11 protein-coding genes are annotated in these 18583 nt (G+C 65.4%); 7 read left to right on the top strand and 4 right to left on the bottom strand.

Annotation, left to right across the window (positions count from 1 at the left end; genetic code table 11):
* Nucleotides 1-10: 10 nt before the first annotated feature.
* The 3 genes from ACG3SL_RS08250 to ACG3SL_RS08260 all read right to left on the bottom strand — a co-directional run bounded on the left by ACG3SL_RS08250 (nt 11) and on the right by ACG3SL_RS08260 (nt 3745).
* Entirely contained in the window at nt 11-1549 is a 1539-nt protein-coding gene (locus tag ACG3SL_RS08250; RefSeq protein WP_448664649.1) for an ATP-binding protein, read from the bottom strand.
* A gap of 441 nt (nt 1550-1990) precedes the next feature.
* Nucleotides 1991-2374, bottom strand: a complete 384-nt coding sequence (locus tag ACG3SL_RS08255; protein ID WP_448665094.1) for a response regulator — start codon at nt 2372-2374, stop codon at nt 1991-1993.
* A gap of 253 nt (nt 2375-2627) precedes the next feature.
* Nucleotides 2628-3745 (bottom strand): IS3 family transposase gene (locus ACG3SL_RS08260; RefSeq protein ID WP_448664650.1). Its coding sequence is split into 2 segments (ribosomal slippage): nt 2628-3493 and nt 3493-3745, totalling 1119 coding nucleotides; the frame shifts between segments, so codons are not numbered across the junction.
* 124 nt (nt 3746-3869) lie between these two features.
* Here ACG3SL_RS08260 and ACG3SL_RS08265 point away from each other — a divergent pair.
* From ACG3SL_RS08265 to ACG3SL_RS08275, 3 genes are all read left to right on the top strand, one after another.
* On the top strand, nt 3870-7052 hold the full coding sequence (locus tag ACG3SL_RS08265; protein WP_448665095.1) for a TonB-dependent receptor plug domain-containing protein: 3183 nt from the start codon (nt 3870-3872) through the stop codon (nt 7050-7052).
* A gap of 133 nt (nt 7053-7185) precedes the next feature.
* Nucleotides 7186-7857: a response regulator transcription factor gene (locus ACG3SL_RS08270; protein WP_448664651.1), complete on the top strand. Its 672-nt coding sequence runs from the start codon at nt 7186-7188 to the stop codon at nt 7855-7857.
* A 90-nt stretch (nt 7858-7947) separates the two neighbouring features.
* Complete coding sequence (locus ACG3SL_RS08275) at nt 7948-8943, top strand: AAA family ATPase (RefSeq protein WP_448664652.1); 996 nt, start codon at nt 7948-7950, stop codon at nt 8941-8943.
* A gap of 40 nt (nt 8944-8983) precedes the next feature.
* On the opposite strand, the gene ACG3SL_RS08280 is transcribed toward ACG3SL_RS08275, so the two are convergent.
* The gene (locus ACG3SL_RS08280; RefSeq protein ID WP_448664653.1) at nt 8984-11740 is read right to left on the bottom strand and encodes a M16 family metallopeptidase; all 2757 of its coding nucleotides are present in this window, start codon (nt 11738-11740) and stop codon (nt 8984-8986) included.
* A gap of 249 nt (nt 11741-11989) precedes the next feature.
* Here ACG3SL_RS08280 and ACG3SL_RS08285 point away from each other — a divergent pair, with 249 nt between their 5' ends.
* The 4 genes from ACG3SL_RS08285 (at nt 11990) to ACG3SL_RS08300 (ending at nt 18576) form a co-directional block, all read left to right on the top strand.
* Nucleotides 11990-13465: a hypothetical protein gene (locus ACG3SL_RS08285; protein WP_448664654.1), complete on the top strand. Its 1476-nt coding sequence runs from the start codon at nt 11990-11992 to the stop codon at nt 13463-13465.
* A 70-nt stretch (nt 13466-13535) separates the two neighbouring features.
* Nucleotides 13536-14447, top strand: coding sequence for a DUF58 domain-containing protein (locus tag ACG3SL_RS08290; protein ID WP_448664655.1), 912 nt, complete (start codon nt 13536-13538; stop codon nt 14445-14447).
* Nucleotides 14444-16129 carry a hypothetical protein gene (locus ACG3SL_RS08295; RefSeq protein WP_448664656.1) on the top strand — a complete coding sequence of 562 codons (1686 nt, stop codon included), beginning with the start codon at nt 14444-14446 and terminating at the stop codon, nt 16127-16129. Before ACG3SL_RS08290 ends, ACG3SL_RS08295 begins: the two co-directional genes overlap by 4 nt.
* Nucleotides 16126-18576: a VWA domain-containing protein gene (locus ACG3SL_RS08300; protein ID WP_448664657.1), complete on the top strand. Its 2451-nt coding sequence runs from the start codon at nt 16126-16128 to the stop codon at nt 18574-18576. Before ACG3SL_RS08295 ends, ACG3SL_RS08300 begins: the two co-directional genes overlap by 4 nt.
* Nucleotides 18577-18583: the final 7 nt, after the last annotated feature.

Consider the following 18583-nt stretch of genomic DNA (forward strand, 5'->3'; position numbering starts at 1 on the left):
CCTGCCGGGCTCATGTGCGATCGGAAAACGGGTGCCTGCCGCCCAGATGGTCAGGTGCAAGTGGCAGGGAAATCGTGAAACGCGCGCCGGTCGGAACATTGGGATGATAGACCAGCTTGCCGCCCATTTTTTCCATGATCTCTCGGCTGATGGCTAGACCAAGGCCGCTTCCTTGCACGCGACCAGCGACCGATCCCTCGTCTCTTTCAAAGCGCGTGAAAAGCCTTTCCCTGAAATCACTCGAAACCCCCGGCCCCTCATCCATCACATCTAGACTAAGAACCCTGCCATGGCGTCTGATTCTGATTGTGATAAAACCGTCGGGCGGAGAGAATTTGAAGGCGTTCGCCAGGATATTAACCAGTACTTGGGAAAGGCGTCGATCGTCAATGACCGCCACAAGCCGATCGCCCTTCTCAATATCCATATTTATACCGCGATCTCCTGCGATGGGTCCGAGCTCATTGACAACCTCAAGCACCAGTTTTCCGACATCGACCTCCTGGAACAGAAGCTGTGTCCTTCCGGCTTTCAATCGTTCAACATCGAGTATGTCCTCAACCAGATGAATTACACGCGAGACATTCTTACTGGCGATTGTAACCATCTCGCGCGTATCGTCGTCGATCGCGCCGGTATCTCCACCCAGGACGATTTCAAGCGCGCCGGATATAGCGCTTAACGGCGTTCTCAACTCGTGGCTTATCGTGGTTACGGCATCTCTCGTCTGCTGATCCGACTCACTCAATGCAGAAATATTTCGAATGCTGAAGAGCAAGCTATCACCATCAGACAACTGAATGCTCGCGACGGAAACTTCAGCTAGGAAGAACGTTTTGTCGCTTCTTCTACAGGTCAGTTCGTAGCTGCCAGGCGACAAAAAAATCTCGCCGGTGGCGCGCATCTCATCCTCCTCCACAGACCTCAGATCTGTCAGGATCCCACGGATGTCCCGGCCCTTTGCCTGATCTTTCGACAGTAAAAAAAGGGAAGATGCACTCCCATTTATTTCGCGTATCAATCCCGTATTCGACGCAATGACCATCGCACCGGCAGATGATCGGAAAAGGTTGTACTGCCTAACCCGCTCTGCTTCGTAGAACTTACGAAGCAATAATGCTTTACGCGACATTTTAAATATTACAGACGCAGCGAAAATTAGAAACACCCCGGCCAGGGAAATTGCCGCGTTACTTATCCACCTTTGTGCGACCACGCCTTTCCTGATGTCTTCGTGGAGGCGCGCATTAACGTTATTTTCTTCAGTTATGAATTGCTCGATACTGGACGCTATTCGGCGGCGGCCCTCGGCGCTGCAATCATGACTGCGGAACTGCGCCGACAGCATGCGAATTGCGGCACTTCTCCGCGCATCCAAGCCCGCGAGATGGCGAAGTGACTCCAGCGCAACCCCCGGTTCGGCATTTCGTGTTTCTCGACGACCTGTCTCACACACAAGCCCGTGCTTAACGAACGCAGCAAGACCGTTGATTTGTTGCAAGATTTGCCCGGACCGCTGAAGCTCCTGCAATCGATGTTGCGCGGTCATTGAAGAGTTTATCAGAGGGATCACAAATCCCGCCGTCAGGGTCGAAACTATCAACGCACATGTGACGACAAAGCCCCGCGTCGTGCAAGGATCCCTGTCCCCAGAGTTTAGATTGGCATCGACATTGAACGGCAGCTTAAATGGAAATCTCATCAACGCACAAACATGCTCCTATCATCTGGCGTCTTACACCAACGGATCGATATCGTAAGTGTTCCGATGAGTCCCAATTTGATGCAGCAAACGCTGGCAGATTTTACATGGACGTTCCCAGCCCACCCCTTCGGACTTGCAAATTCCGGGAGGATCGGACTTTACACAGCACTTTAATGCGACAGTAAAATCGCGGAATCCTCTACCCAGGGCTACCCGGACGTCTCATTTGTCTTGGGGACAGCTCGAAGCGATGTCGAAGCGGCAAGCCGGACCAGAAAGCGTGGATCAAAAGGGCTTCCTCAGCAGCCTTACGATCTGGTCGGAGAGCGCGCCGGCATCAAACGGTTTGGTGATGATGCCCAAAACGGAGGCTCGCTCGCTGCCCAGCCGTTCATCAAGGCCATGATCAGCCGTGAAGAAAATTGCGGGCGCATCGCAAACTTTCGATACTTCCCTCAATAACTCCAACCCGTTCTTTTCCGGCATATGATAGTCAAGTAGGATTACGTCCGCATTCCAGTCCGCCTGCACGAGCAAGCCAAAAGCCTCAGCCGCGTTGGAGGCCGAACGCACGTCGAAGCGGCCCGCCCGCTGCAAAAGGCGAGGAACAATAGCTCGGAGAGAATCGTCATCTTCGATATAGACGAGTCTGATAGGTGGATTCGTCAGTTGAGGTACCCTTGCTCATGGGAGGGCAGCGAGATGCGACGCATGTATAGAACGCGAACATTACCATATATTCCGGGTGCAGACCACGGAAGTGAATCCGTATTGAAACTTTGTTTCTGACGTGCCCCGTTTTTTCCTCGAGTTGGAGCCAAGCCCTGTTGACAATGCTCTGCTACCCAACCCTGGACCGCTCGGGGCTAGCGGGGATCGACATTCTGAGCCGCTACCCGTTCTTGGACCACCCTGCTGGGCGTCATCCAGTTCCTGCCGGCCAGGGCGGGCCATGTGCCGCTGACCGGTTCACCAACGATATCGGCGGCTTATTGCCGATCGCGCTATGTGGCCGCACCTCGTTATAGTCCCTACGCCAAGTGTCGCATTTTCCGACCGCGTCGTCGAGGCTCATGAACCAGTGCTGGTTCAGGCATTCCGCCCGGAACTTGCCGTTGAAGCTTTCGATGAACGCATTGTCCGTAGGCGTGCCGGGCCGCGAGAAGTCCAGCGTGACGCCCTTCATGTACGCCCACAGGTCGAGGTCCCGGGAGACGAGCTCGCTGCCCTGATCAACGCGGATCGACGCCGGATAGCCCAGCTCCCCGCACACCCGCTCGAGCACCTCGACCACGTCGGGAGCCCGGAAGCTGAACCGCGGCACCACCGCCGGCGAGAACCGGCTGAACGTGTCGACCACCGTCAGGATGCGCAGCTTCGGCCCCGTCGCAAGCTGGTCATGGACGAAGTCCATGGCCCACACCTCATTCGAACAAGACGCCGCGCAGCGGCCCTCTCTCAGCTTCGCCTTCACCCGGCGTTTCGGCGGCTTGTGCCGCAGCTGCAAGCCCATCTCCTTGTAAAGCCGATAGATCCGCTTCGCGTTCACGTCCCAGCCTTCGCGCCGCAGCAGCACATGGATCCGGCGATAGCCGTACCGCACACGCGTCTCAGCGATCTCCTTCATCCGCTTCTTCAGATCGGCCTGATCGGCGCGGCGTCCACGATAGTGGTACGTCGATCGCTCCGCCCGAAGCACACCGCATGCCCGCCTGATGCTGACCTGCCAGGTGCTCCGCACATCGTCGACCAACTGCCGCCGCCGGTCAGGCCTCAGAGCTTTCGCGAGACGACATCCTGCAGCATCGCCTTGTCGAGGCTCAGATCAGCCACCAGCCGCTTGAGCTTGGCGTTCTCCTCCTCAAGCTGACGCAGCCGGCGCATCTCCGACGGCATCAGACCCGCGTACTTCTTGCGCCACGCATAGAAGGTCGCCTCGCTGATCCCCGTTTTGCGGCACACCTCGCCGACGCTCGTCCCATCCTCCGCCTGCTTCAACACGAACGCGATCTGCGCCTCCGAAAACTTCGACCTCTTCATCGCTCACTCCGCTTCCCTGGCCCTCCTCCATAACTGGAATTTCCAGCTCAAAACGGTCCAAGAAACGGGCAGCAGGTCACCGAAACGCATCAAGGCTGCGAAACAGACCGTCCGCGCGCAAGGTTTGTGCAAGCTTGGGGGCATAGCAACGACACAAATGTTACAAAACCCTCGGGGCGCAACGACGCAACCGGGGAACGCAGCGGGGCGCTGGCCACGGACATTGGCTGGTCATCGAAAACGCAGGCGCCTTCCAAAGGTTGCCGAAAATGGGGGCCGTATCTTGAAGAAAATCGTACTTCGTACGTCGCTGGTCGCCTTGACCGCCGCATTGACTGCAACCGCATCCGCCACCGCCTGGGCGCAAGACAGCATCCCAGCACGCACCGACGAAGGCCAAGAGGCGCACCAAGCCGAACCGACCACAGTCCCGGAAGCCCGCGAAGTCTCATCAGAAAAGCGCGAGCCAGCAATCGACGACGACACCATTTCCGTGACCGGCAGCCGCCTGGCCAATGGCGACCCGACCGCGCGGGTGACCGTGATCACGGCAAAGGAAATCCAGGCGCGCGGCGTTACCAGCGTGGATGAACTGATCCGCACGTTGCCGCAAAATCTGGCGACGATCGGCCCCATCACCAACGACCGGTCAAAAGGCCCGCTGAGCAAGCCAAGCCCGGGCCAGGCGTCCGTATCCGCGCTCGGCCAGTTGGGCGTCTCCGCAGCGAACCTTGGCGGCAGCGGCGCCGGCAACACGCTGATCCTCGTCAACGGACGCCGGGTCGCCGGCGCGGCGGGGATCGAGGACGGCTTCGTCAATCTCAACGGCATTCCGCTCAACGCGATCGAACGCGTCGAGATCGATACCAGCGGCGTATCGGCGGTGTACGGGGCCGACGCGATCGGCGGCGTCATCAACTTCGTGCTGAAGAAGAACTTCACCGGCACCACGCTGAGCGCGCAACACGAATTTTCCAGCAATGCCGCCAGCAGCACCCGCTTCAACGCGACCTCCGGGGTCGCCTGGGGCAGCGGCAGCATCTCCGCGACGGCGAGCTACACGCACCGCAACCCGATCAACAACTACAAGACGGGCTATACAACGCAGAATTATTCGGCGTTGTTCGATGGCAATCCGGCCTTCGACTTGCGCAACTTCACCCGCGGCCTGCAACCGGGCGTGATCGTGTTCGGCGACTATGTTCCCAATGCGGCAGGCGATCTCGTCTATGTCGAAAAAGCGCTGAGTCCGCGCGCCGGCTTGACCGGCCGCCCCTCGGCCGGCGATTTTGTCGAACTCGATCCGTCTGCCAAGCGTGATTACGTTCCGGAGTTCGCCGGCCCCAAGTCGAACACGATCAGCGCCTCGGTCAACATCGAGCAGAGTATCACCAAAAAGCTGACCTTCTTCGCGGACGGCCTCTACACGCGATCCAAAAACAGCCAGATCTCGGACTATAATACGGGGCTGCAGGTGCAACTGGCGCCGGGGCAATATTACAACCCCTTCCCCGCTTACAGCTTCGACAGCTTCACCCCCGGGACGGCAGCATATTATTTCCCCCAATCGGAAATCGCCACGGGTGCACTGCGCAGCGGCACGATCTCGAACACGCAGGAGCAGTGGAGCATCAATGCGGGCCTTCGCTATCAACTGAATCGCGATACCCGGATCGAATTCGTCTTCACCACGGCAAAATCGAAGTCGAAAGCAAAGTCGACGATGCTCGGGTCGCTCGTGGAGATCATCGAGGACCCCTCGAGCGCGACCGGTTATTCATGCTACAACTTCATGCTTGCTGAGAATCAGTATCGCGGGAGCAACATCGACGCGTTCCGCCAGGCCTATCAGCGCCAATGTGCCGCCCTGACGAGCACCGACCCGGCAACGGCGTTCAACCCGTGGAAGACCAGCGCGAAGGGATCGGGCGCGGATACGTCGATCTTTCTCTATAACGATGCGCAGGAAGACCGGCAGTCGCAGTCCAAGAACTACGATCTGCACATGAACGGTCAGCTGATCAACCTTCCCGCAGGCCCGATCAATTATGCACTAGGCGGTGAATATTACAGCGACGGCGTGAATAGCCGCGAAGTCAGCCAGATCACCGGCGGCGCGATGAGCCGCGACCGGTACGCGGTGTTCGGGGAAATGACGATCCCGGTGCTGGCCGGCCGCTTCACGCTGCCCGGCTTCTATTCGCTGATACTCAACGTCTCCGCGCGCAACGACACCTATCTCACCGATGGCGCGATCGGGACGGTCGACAACGTACCCGTGGATCGCGGCGGAAAGATTATCTTCGGGCATAATCGCTTCTCGCGCACCACTCCCTCGCTCGGCGTCCGCTGGCAGCCGGTGCGCAGCCTTGTCGTGCGCGGCAAATGGACGAAGGGCTTCCGCGCGCCCCCGTACACGCAGTTGTTCAGCGTGATCGGCACGTCCACCTACAACACCACGATTATCAACGATCCGCTCTACACCTGCACCACCGATTGCAGCGTCAATCGGCCGGGGCAGCGCGGCTATACGGTGCCCATTACGACGGCACCGAACCCCAACCTGCGGCCCCAGACGTCGGATCAGTACAATATCGGTGCCTCCTGGACGCCGCAGGGCCTGTTTCGTGGCCTGTCGCTCAACGTGACGTACAATCGCACCAAGATCCATGATGAATATGCAAATCGGGCGACGCTGCTGTCGTCGATGCCCGTCCAGGAAACGTTGAAGATCGCGCAATTCTATCCGCGCGACCCGGCCACCGGGAAGATCCTCGCGTCGCAGAACATGATCTTCAACATCGCCGGATCGGAATATTCTTCGATCACCTACGAAGCGTCCTATTTGATGCACACCGATCTGGGCACGTTCGAGCCGCGGATCACCTATCTCGACAATCTCAAGGCGGAACGCCGGGTCACCCCCACGTCGCCGATCATCTCCACGCTCGGCAACGTGCTTGGCCCGGACGAGTACAAGATCATGGGATCGCTCGCGTGGAGCCGCGGGGACGTCAACGCCACGCTATGGGCATATTATACGCCGAGCTACCGCAACGATTACACGGTCGAGATGTTTGGCGGCGTCTTGAACTATCTCGACCAGGTCCGCCCCGTGCGTTCGCTCACCACGTTCGATCTCACCGGATCGTGGCAGATCCGCGATTTCCTTCGCCTGAACGTGGCTGGTCGCAATATCTTCGGCGCGAAGCCTCCCTTTGCGCTGGTCGATAGCCGGCCCTACGATACGGCGCGGTACAATGTCGCCGGGCGAACGCTCTCGGTCGAAATGCAGGTCTCCTTCTAAACGTCCGGGGCTAGGCGATCTTGTACAGCATCGACTATCGGTCGAAGCCCCGGGCCGCCTGGATCCCGCGGGGGCGGGTCCGTTCCCTCTTGGACCCGCCCCCTCCCCCCGGGGGACCGAACGAGAGCTGACAATGCGCCTGCTGCTGGTGGAAGACGACGAGGACATTGCCGAGACGCTGGTCGCGTTTCTCGAAAAGCACGGCTTTGTCGTGGATGTCGCGGACTCGCTCGCCATGGCGGAAGACGCGCTGGCGGGCGACGGGTTCGATCTGGTGCTGCTCGATCGGGTGCTGCCTGATGGCGACGGCGTCGCGCTGATCGCCCATGCCAAGGCGATCCACCGCCCGCAACGCTTCCTGCTGCTCACCGCGCTCAGCGAGATCGACGATCGGGTCGACGCGCTGGAACTCGGCGCGGACGACTATGTCAGCAAGCCCTTCGAACCGCGCGAGCTGCTGGCGCGCATCCGCAACGCGCTGCGCCGGCCGCTGAACAGCCACCGCGAGATCCGCCATTTCGGCCCGCTAAGCATGGACGTGGACGCCTGCGGCTTCACCGTCGACGGCGTGCCGCTGTCGCTCCGCCGCACCGAGGCGCTGGTGCTGGAGGCGCTGATGGCCCGCCCCGGCCAGCTGGTGCGCCGCGAGACGCTGGAATCGCGTGTCTATGGCTATGACAAGTTCGTGAACGCCAATTCGCTGGAATCCCAGATATCGCGGCTGCGCCGGAACCTGAGCGAACGCACCCCCCATGTGAAGATCAACGCCGTGCGCGGCATGGGCTATCAACTCGTCCTCGAATGAGCCGCCGGCTATCATCGTCAGCCTGGTGCAAGCCTGGCATGCGATGGCCTTCCCTCCTATCTCACCCAAGAACCACGGAAATCCGACCCGATGCACGACATGGTTGAGGCTGTGCGCAACGACGCAGCCGAATTCAGAAAAACCTTCGAAGCCATTCGGGCCGAGGTCGGCAAGATGATCGTCGGGCAGGAAGGCGTGATCAACGGCGTGCTGACCGCGCTGATGGCCGGCGGCCATGTGCTGCTGGAAGGGGTTCCCGGCCTCGGCAAGACGATGCTGGTCAGCTCGATCAGCCAGGCGGTCGACCTGCCCTTTTCGCGCATCCAGTTCACGCCGGACATGATGCCGGCGGACATCATCGGCACGTCGATGCTGAGCGAAGCCGAAGGCGGCGGCCATGTGCTCACCTTCCAGGAGGGGCCGATCGTCTCCAACCTGGTGCTGGCCGACGAAATCAACCGCGCCACGCCGAAGACCCAGTCGGCGCTGCTCGAAGTGATGCAGGAACGCCAGGTGACGGTCGGCCGTCGCACGATCCGGATGCCGGAGCCGTTCTGCGTGATGGCCACCCAGAACCCGGTCGATCAGGAAGGCACCTATCCGCTGCCCGAGGCGCAGCTCGACCGGTTCCTGTTCAAGCTGATCGTCGGCTATCCCAGCGAGCGCGACTATCATGCGATCATCGACCGCACGACCAGCGGCGCGCAGGTATCGCTGCAGCCGGTGACCAATGCCGAGACGCTGAACCGCCTGCGCGCCGTGGTTCGCCAGGTGCCGGTGCCCGAAGTCGCCAAGAGCTATGCGATCCGCCTCGTCATGGCGACCCAGCCGGGCAGCGACTATGCGAGCGATGCGGTCAATCGCAACGTCGCGCTAGGCGCATCGCCGCGCGGCATCCAGGGCCTGATGCTGGCCGCCAAGGTGCAGGCGCTGCTCGACGGGCGGTTCGCGGTAAGCTCGGACGACCTCGCCGCGGTTGCGATGTCGGTGCTGCGCCACCGCGTCGTCACCAACTTCCATGCCCAGGCATCGAACGTCACCGCCGACGACCTGATCGCGGAACTGCTGACCAGCATCCGCGCATAAGCCAGCGGCCCCGGCATCGCGCCGGGGCCGCCCGCCTGCCTCAGCGCAGCCGCTTGCCGAAAACGTCCCACACTTCGACCGGCCCGAAATCGAGCGCGCGCACGCCCTTTTCGATCTGCGCGAGATCGCCGACGATGACCCAGGTCATCGCATCGGGCCGGTAGGTCTGTGCGGCCCGGCCGCGCACCGCGTCGAGCGTCACCTGCGAAAGCCGCGCCGCCGTCCCCTGCCCATAATCGAGCGGAAGCTGGTGGGCGTCGGCGGAGACGATCGCCCCGAGGAACGCGGCGCTGCTCGAATAGCCGAGCGGCAGCGCGTGGATCGCCGCGGCCTTTTCCCGCGCCAGTTCCTCCCCGGTCGCCGGATGGGTGGTGGCATAGGCGCGGATTTCATTGCGGATTTCCACCATGCTCGCCGCGGTCTTGTCCGCCTGCACCGTGCCACTGGCGGTGAAGATCCGCGCACCCGACACCGCATCGCCGATCCCGGCGGAGAAGCCATAGGCCCAGCCCCTACGTTCGCGCAGGTTGGTGTTGAGGCGGCTTTCGAAGCTGCTGCCGAGCACGGCGTCCATCAGCACCTCGGTGGAGGCCAGATCCTTGTCGTACGGACCGACGAAGTGGCCGGCGGTGATGCTCGTCTGGGGTGCTCCGGGCGCGTCGACCAGGATCACCCGCGGGCCGGCCACGGCAGGTGCCGGCACCTGCGGAATCTGGCCGGCATGCACCGGCCGCCACTTGCCGAAATGCCGCTCGGCCAGGCTCCGCGCCTGATCGAGGGTGATGTCGCCGATCAGATAAAGCGTGGCGTTGTCCGGCCCCAGCTCGGCATCGTGGAACCGCTGGATCGCCGCGCGATCGAGCCGCTTCAGCTGCTCGCGCGGGATCAGCCGGCCGTTGGGATGGTCCGCTCCCCAGAGCGCATGGGAAAACAGGATGCTCGCCGCGCCGATCGGATTGCGGACATAGCCCTCGAACTGCGGGTCGATCGACTCCTTCGCCTTGTCCAGCCGCGCCTGCGCATAGGCGGGCGCCTGGACGGCGCCGGCCGCCAGCGCGAACACCGCATCGGCGTTCGCCATCGTCGTGCTCCACCGCGCCGCGCTTTGCCGCGCGCCCGCCTCCGCCGAGAATCGCCCGCCCAGTTCGGCCAGGCGCGTTGCAAAGGCGGTGGCATCCAGGCCGTTGCTGCCTTCGTCCATCAGACCGAAGGCCTGGCGGGCGGCACCCGCCTCATAGGCGTCGTCGCGCAGCGTACCGGTCGTGAATTGCAGCCCCGCGTCGAGGATCGGCACGCGGTGGCGCTCGGCGACCACGATGCGCAGCCCGTTGGCCAGCCGGGTTTCGTGGATCGGCGGGAACCGGACGTCGGCCGCGACCGGCGACACCACTGGCGGGTGGCTGCGATCGACATCGGTGGTGGCCGCCGTCGCCAGCGGGCTGGGCAGCAGGCGAAGCTCATAATAGGGCCGCGCCAGCCATTTGGCGGCGACCGAACGAACCTCCCCGGCCGTCGCGCTGCCGATCCATTCGCGCTGCTTCAGGAAATAGGTGGGATCGCCCTGATCGACCTCGCTGCCGAGCAGCCAGCCGCCGACGGCCGGCGCATTTTCCATCAGCCGCAACAGCGCCACGTCGGAATTGGCGATGACGGTGCGGAGCGCCGGTGCCTGCGGCCCCTCGGCAAGGAAGCGATCGAACGCGCGATCGAGCGCGGCATTGGCCTGCTCGGGCGAAACGCCGGGGCGGACCGTCATCGAAAGCGAGAAGGTGCTGCCCAGCTTGCTCTCGTCCAGCGAAGCGCCCACCCCAAGGGCCACCCGCTGCTCTTCCACGAGCTGCCGGACCAGCGGCGTATCCGCCCCGCCCGCCATGGTGCGCGCGGCGAGCTGTAGCAGCGTTTTCTCGCGCGGATCGCGGTTCGAAACCGGCCAGCTTCGGCTGATCGTCGCCGTGCTCACGGCATCGTACAGGGTTTCGCGCTTCACCTCGCCGAATGTCGGCAGCCACTGATCGACCCGGTCGATCGCCTTGCCTGGCCGGACGGCACCGAAATAGCGGGTGATCTTCTCCTTCGCCGTATCGAAATCGATATCACCGGCAACCACGATCACCGCGTTGGACGCGCCATAATAGTCGTTGAACCACTGCTTCACATCGGCGAGCGACGCGCGATCGAGATCCTCCATCGACCCGATGACCGAATGGGCATAGGGGTGGCCGGCCGGATAGAAACCGGCGAGATAGCGGTCCCCCGCCTTTGCGCCGGGCTGGAGTTCTCCCTGGCGCTTCTCGTTCTGGACGACGCCGCGCTGTTCGTCGAGTTCCTGCTGGGTGATGCCATCGGCGAGGTAGCTCATCCGATCGGATTCCATCCACAGCGCGAAATCGAGCGCGGCGGTGGGAACGGTCTCGTGATAATCGGTCCAGTCGCTGGTCGTCTGGCCGTTGACGTCCGTCGCCCCGATCGCTTCCAGCGCGGGGAGGAAATCGCCCTTCCGGTTGCGGGTCGACTGGAACATCAGATGTTCGAACAGATGGGCGAAACCCGATCGGCCGGCAGGTTCGTCCTTGGATCCGGTGCGATAGCGTATCCCGACATGGACGCTGGGCACCGAGTGATCGGTATAGACGATCGCGGTCAGTCCGTTCGGCAGCGTGAAGCGGTGATAGTCGATCTTGACCGGCTCGCTGCCGCGCGCGGTGGGCGCAGCCAGGGCCGGGCGTACCAACGGGACAGAGAAAAGGGCAGCGCTGGCGAGCAGCCCCGCGAGAAGGGCCTTGCGTGGAGCGATCACGTGGAAAATCCTGTGGTGGGAGGACGACAACAGAGAATGCGCATCCTGCACGCCAAGCTTGCAGCAGCCTTGCATCCTGCAAATGCCGGGCGCAGTTCCACGGCAAGGTTGGTGCAAGCCTGCCGCCCTATCGTTGGGGATCGCAACCGTGGCTGCGGATCCGCCCTGCATCGGTTGAAAGGAATTGCGATCGGAACGGCGTGGCGCCCAAGCCATGGCCACGCGGCGCCGATCGAAGCAGGATCGTGAATGACGTACGTAGCTAGCCTGCACATGGCCGAGCAGATCGCCGCGATCGAAGCGCGCGGCGTCGGCCAATTGCGGTCAGCGCAGCGGCGTCGATCGTTCGCCTTCGCGCTGCGATGGGCGCTGCCGGCAACCCTTCCCGTTCCAGCCCTCGCCTTTTGCGCGGGGTGGGTGGCGCCGTTGCGCTGGGGGGTCGTCGGCGTCGGGGCGGTCGCGGTGCCGTCGATCGTCTTCGGCATTGCCTATCTGCGCTGCTGGGGCCGCGAACGGCCCGAGCGCGAGGCGGCGCTGGCACTGTTCGACCACGGCTTCCACCTGAAGGATCGCATCCGCGCCACCGACGAATTTCTGCGCGATTCCAATGGGGATGCGTTCAAGGCAGCCGCCCTGCTCGAAGCGGAACCCTGGATCCGCGGCGTTGCCGATCGCAGCCCGGAGGTTACCCCGACGCAGGCTGCGCCCGGGCGACGGTGGTTATTCGTCGTCGGCGCCGCAGCGCTGCTGGTCGCCAGCGCGCTGCAACCAGCGCTGCGCCCGGTGAGGCCGACGCCCGGTCCGCTTGCGACCGCGTTGGCCGCGATCGGCATCACCGCCAACCGGCAGGCAGCAAACGCGACGAACGGCGATCCGCGCCAGCCCGTGGCGCCTTCGGCGGGCAGCGCCGCTGCTGCGGGGCAGCCCGATCGCGCGGCGCAGGCACAGGCCGCCGCCAACGGGGAAACCGCGCGCCAGAGCGACGGCGCCGGAAAGAGCCTCGCAGCGCTGGGGCAAGCCTCCGCCGCCGACGGGTTCGACCGTCCGGGATCGCATGCCGGCGCAAGCATGGCCGCTGCCCCGTCCGGCAACGCCCGCCAGGCGCAGCAAGGCGCGAAAGACGCCACGACGCAATCGGCGCAGCGGGATTCCGGCGCTGGCGGGAGCACCGAGCAGCGATCGGTCGCGAGCGATGCGCAACGCGACCCCTCGGCCGGCGGCGCCCAGGCGCAGCGCAGCGGCCAGGCCCCCCCGAACAACCCTGCCAATGGCAGCCAACCCCCTTCCTCGTCGCCCCTCGGATCGCAACAACGGCCCCAACAAGGCCAGGGCAGCAACGGCAGCCGGCAAAATCAACAAAGCCGGAGCCAGCAAGGAAGCCAAGACCAGTCGCAACCCGGCCAGGGCAAGGGCCAGGGCCGCGATGGCCAGCGGACCGGTCAGGACGCACTCAAGCGGTCGAACGGCGTGGCGGCACTGCTGCTCGCGGTGCCGATGGCAGACCGCCTCGGCGGCACCGCCAATCCGGGCCTGGTCTCCAGCCTGCCGCAACCGGTTCCGCCACATGCCGGCGCCGCCTCTGCGGCAAATGCCGGCGATCGCGGCCGGGCGACCGGTACGATCGGCCGGGTTTCGCACCCCGCCGCCTCGCCGCAGGAACGCGGCGTGCTCCGCGACTATTTCCGCCGGGGCGGCGGCACCGCGCGCGAGGGATCGGTACCCTGAAACCATCGCCGCATTCTAGCCCGCCGGCGAACCGCCTTCCCGCACCGTCCTGCCGTATTGGAGTTCGGCTTTGACCGCGCCCTCGCTCAGTTTTGAAGCCCTGTTCGATCCCGATTTCCTTGCCCGCGTGCAGCAATTCGCGCTGTCGGCGAGCCGCGTCGAAAAAGGGGGCAGGCTCGCCGACCAGTCGAGTTCGGCGCGCGGCCAGGGCATCGATTTCGCCGATTTCCGGCCCTATGTGCCCGGCGACGATCTGCGCGCGATCGACTGGAACATCTACCGCCGGCTCGATCGGCTGTTCGTCCGGGTGTTCGAAGAGCGGCAGGACATGCCGGTCTATTTCCTCATCGACATCTCGCGCAGCATGTTCACCGGCGAAAGCCCGCGCATCCATGCCGGCCTGCGCACGACGCTGGCGCTGGCTGCGATCGTGCTGGGCCAGCACGATTCCGTCGCGCTTTTCCCCTTCTCGGACGCGATGACGGTCCAGACCCGCAACCTGTCCGGCAAGGCCAGCCTGATGCGCGTCGCGCGCCATCTCGCCGACTATCAATCCGCCGGTGGAACCGCGCTCGCGCTGTCGATCGAGCGGCTGGCGAGCATGCGCCTGCGCCGGGGCCTCGTGGTCATCGTGTCCGACTTCTTCGACGATTCCGGGCTCGATCAGGTGTTGCCCGCGCTGGGGCTGCTGCAGCACCGCATCCTGCTCGTCCAGCTGACCCGTCCGGAAGACAGCGATCCCACCCGGCACCCGGCATTGGCCGGCGATGTCGCGATCGAGGATGCGGAAACCGGCCGTCAGATCGAACTCACCATCACCCCCGAAGTGCTCGAACGCTATCGCCAGGCCTATCGCGCGTTCAGCGAGGAACTGCTGGCGCACAGCCTGACATACGGCCATGCGCTCGCCCGCATCGACGCGTCGCGCGACGTACTCGAACAGCTCGGCGAACTGTTCCTGGGCGGGAGGCTGGCGATTTGATCCTCGCGGCTTTCCCCCTGTCCGTTTGGATTGCGGGCGCACTGGTCCTGGCGGCGATCCTCGTCGTGCTGCAACGGCTGCGGGTGCAGCGGCAGGTCGTCCGCGTCGCCACCTCGCTGTTCTGGCGCGAGGCTGCGCGCGCCGCGCCGGCCAGCGTGCTGCATCGGCGCTTTCGCCACCTCCTCGCCTTCCTGCTCGTGCTGCTGATCGTCGGCCTGCTGTGGTTCGCCAGCGCGCTGCCGATGCTGCGGCCGGTCGCCGGCGCGCAGACCGACGCCTTCTACCTCGATGCATCGGCGGCGATGACCGCCGGCGATCGGTTTGGCGAAGCGCGCCGGGCGCTGATCGCCGATGTCGGCGCGGTGCCGGCCGACCACCGCGCGGTCTATTTCGGCGACCTGTACGGCACGCGGCTGCTCGCACCGGGCGAGGATATCGCGCTGCTGGCGCGGCGGCTTGCGCAGGTGCGGCCACAGGCCTTCGCGTCCGCCTTTCCGGCGTGGTTCCGGACGATGCGGGCGCAATGGCAAGGCAATGGCCCGGTGAAGCTGCATTATTACGGCTCGGCCGCGACGATGCAGGCGGCACTGTCCAGCGCGGATGCCGAAACCCGCCTGGTGCAGGGCTATATCGCGCCGCCGATCGCCGGCAATCGCGGCATCGTCGCCCTTGGCGCCGTTCCCGCGGCATCCGGCGCCTGGGACAAGGCCGATATCGTCCTCCGCCTCGCCGCATCAGAAGGCGCTGCCCCCGCCCCCAGCACCCTGGTGTTCCGCCGCGACGGCAAGCCCTTCACGCCCGCGCTCACGGCATTGCCCGGCGGGCGGGCGCTGTTGCGGGACGTACCGGCCGACGGCACGCTGCTCGAAGCCGCGTTCCGCACCGGCGACGGCTTTCCGGCGGACGACCGGGCCGCGCTGCGCCTGCCCGAGCGGCATCCGATCCGGGTGGCGATCCTCGGCCCGCTGCCCTCGTCGCTGCGCGCGGTGCTCGCCGCCGATGACGCGATCCGGCTGACCCGCCCGGCCGATGCCGAGGTGCTCGTAACGGAGGGAAGCGGACAGGCCGCCGTCGCCAAGCCGTCGCTCCTGCTGGCGCCAGCGGCTTCGCAGCCCGCCACCTTCGCCTTTACCCTGCCGCAGGGCGGCACGACCGAGATGCTGACGGCCGCCCTCGATCAGCTGGGCCTGGGCAAGCTCGACGCGCGCGACCTGGCCGATGCGCTCCATCGCCCCGTGACGGTGGCGATGCAGGACGGCGGCGTGCGGACGATCGCCGTGTGGCGTGAGCTGTTCGATCCCGAAGGCGATTTCGCCCGCACCCGGACCATGCCGCTGTTCGTCGGCCGCGCGATCCGCTGGCTGGCCGCGCCGAAGCCCTGGATTCCGTTCGCACCCGCAGGGGGCGTGCTTACCGACCGGGTGGCGCTCGATCCCTGGTCGGCAGGCAGCGGCATCGCGCTTCCGGCCATGGGGGCCACCCGCCTGGACGGTGCGCCGGCGGAGGTGAGCCTCACCGATGCCGCCACCACGCGCGGCACCGGCGCGACCCTGCCGGCCGACCAGCCGGGCACCGCCAGCCATCCGCTCCCCCGCGACCTGCCCTTCACCCTCGCCCTGGTCGCCGCCGCCTTGCTGCTCGCTGGCGAATGGGTCCTGTTCCAGCGTGGCCGCCTGCCATGAGAGACGTCTTGCCGATCGAATTGACGCTGCTGCATCCGGAATTGCTCTGGGCGGCGCTGCTGCTGCCGCTGGTCTGGTGGAAGGTCGGGCCGAAGGCGACCCTGATCCAGCGTGCGCTGCGCACCGCGGTGTTCGGCCTGCTCGTGCTGGCGCTGGCGCAGCCCAGCATGTTGCTGCGCCGTCCCGGCACCCGGCAGATCGTGATCCTCGATGCGCGCAGCGGTGCCGATGGCGTCGCGACCGCGCGCCGGGTGCTGGGCCGCCTCCACCGCCCGGACGAAGTGACGCTGGTAACGCTGGGTGCGGCGCCGAGCGGCCTGACGGCGGACCGCCGCATCGCGCTGCCCGAAGCCGCGCTTTCCACGGCGCTGGATCGGGCGCTTGCGGAGATCCCGCCGGGCGCCGCCGGCGCGGTCACGGTGATCGGCAGCGGCACGGCGCGCGATGCCCATTGGGAGCGCGCGATCGAAGGGCTTGTCCAGCGCGGCATCCCGGTGAACGCCGTGCACACGATCGCCACGCCCCGCGCCCCGTTCCTGGCCGATCTGCGGATCGCGCCGGTGCGTGCCGGTGAAGTCGCGCAGGCGACGATCATGGTCGCCGGACAGGGCACGCGCCAGCGCCTTCGCCTCGTGGCAGGCGGACGGGAACTCGCGCAGAGCGAAGCGTTCGACGTCGATGGCGAGGCGCAGATCCCGCTCCAGTTCCCGGCCGATCAGGCCGGCTTCCTCCCCCTTCGCGCCGAGCTGTCCACCCTGGGCGCGCCGGCGCCGGTCGCCGCGCTCGACGCGGTTGCCGCCGTGCAGGATCCGCTGCCCCTGTTGTACGTGCAGGGGCGCCAGCAGGGCGCGGCACCTCGCCTCCAGCAGCTGCTGGGCAAGGGCTTCGCCGTCGAGCCGCGGGCACCGGCCAGCCTGTCGCCCATGTTCGATTTCACCCGCTACGCCGCAGTGATGCTCGACGACGTGCCCGCCAGGACGCTCGCCCCGGCGACCCAGGCACAGCTGCTCCAGGCCGTCGCGCAGCACGGCACGGGCCTGTTCTATTCCGGCGGCGCGCAGGCCTTCGGCATGGGCGGCTATGACGGAACGCCGATCGCCCGCGCGCTGCCGATCTCGCTGCGGCAGGAAGACAAGCTCGAACAGCCCAGCGTCGCCCTGGTGATCGTCATCGACACCTCGGGTTCGATGGCGGGAACACCGATCGAACTGGCCAAGCAGGTCGCCCGCTTCGCGGTGCGCAAGCTGGGGCCGATGGACAGCGTCGGCGTCGTCGAGTTCTACGGCGCGAAGCAATGGTCGGTCCCGCTGCAGCCCGCCCGCGACACGGCGGAGGTGGAACGCGCGATCGGGCGGATGCAGGCGCAAGGGTCGAGCATCCTGTTCCCGGCGATCCAGGAAGCCTATTTCGCGCTGAAGGGCAGCAATGCCCGCTTCAAGCACATCCTCGTCATCTCCGACGCGGGCGTCGAGGAGCAGCGCTATCAGGCGCTCCTCACCCATATCGCGGACGATCGCATCAACGTCTCCACCGCGCTGGTCGGCGCCGATCCCGAGGGGGAGGAGCGCATGGTGCAATGGGCGCGCTGGGGCCGCGGCCGCTATTATTCGGTGTCGGACGAGTTCAGCATGGTCGAACTCAACCTCAAGCAGCCGCAGGACAAGCCCGCCCCCGCCTATCGCGACGGCGCCTTCGCCACGATGGCCCCGGCGGGACGGCCGCGCTGGCACGGCATCGCGATGAACGGCGTCCCCGCGGTGCAGAGCTTCGTCCCCACCACCCGGCGCGATGCCGCCGAGACGCTGCTGACGACGAACAGCGGCGATACGCTGCTGTCGAGCTGGCAGTTCGGTGCCGGCCGGATCACCGCGATGATGACCGAGCCTCTGGGCCAGGGCAGCAGCGGCTGGCAGCAGTGGAGCGGCTATGGCGCCTGGCTGGGCCGGCTGATCGCCCAGACCGCCAATCCCGATGCGGCCGCCTCGCTGGCGCTGGAGCGGCGCTTCGATACGGTGACGGTCACCTATCGCGACGACGCCGGCCGCACCGCCGCGCCCGAGATCCGGTTCGTCGATCCCCAGGGCCGCGCGCAGGGCAACCCGCTCGTGATGGATGAGCGTGCGCCGGGCCTCTATGTCGGCACCCGCCCGCTGGATCCCGGCACGCCGGCGCTGGTGGAAGCGCGCGTCGACGGGCGCGTGCTGCGCGCCGCCGACCGCGCCCATTCGGATACGGATGGCAACCCGGTTCTGCCCCTGGCAGCGCTCGCCGACCGCACGGGCGGCAGCACGGCCGCCAGCGGTGACGCATCCTTCGCGCCGCGACCGGTGCACGGCCATCTGCTGACGGCGGTTGCCCTGGGCGGCTGGTCCGCGCTGCTCGCGCTGCTGCTCTACCTCGCCGAACTGCTCTATCGTCGCTGGCCCGCACGGCGGCGCCCCTCATGAAGATATT

This window comes from Sphingomonas degradans, from assembly GCF_053502645.1.

What these genes read in the sequence shown, in the direction of transcription:
- ACG3SL_RS08300 (WP_448664657.1), top strand. Translation starts at nt 16,126, where the DNA reads ATGAGAGACGTCTTGCCGATCGAATTGACGCTGCTGCATCCGGAATTG.
- ACG3SL_RS08250 (WP_448664649.1), bottom strand. Translation starts at nt 1,549, where the DNA reads ATGACCGCGCAACATCGATTGCAGGAGCTTCAGCGGTCCGGGCAAATC.
- ACG3SL_RS08285 (WP_448664654.1), top strand. Translation starts at nt 11,990, where the DNA reads ATGACGTACGTAGCTAGCCTGCACATGGCCGAGCAGATCGCCGCGATC.
- ACG3SL_RS08275 (WP_448664652.1), top strand. Translation starts at nt 7,948, where the DNA reads ATGCACGACATGGTTGAGGCTGTGCGCAACGACGCAGCCGAATTCAGA.
- ACG3SL_RS08270 (WP_448664651.1), top strand. Translation starts at nt 7,186, where the DNA reads ATGCGCCTGCTGCTGGTGGAAGACGACGAGGACATTGCCGAGACGCTG.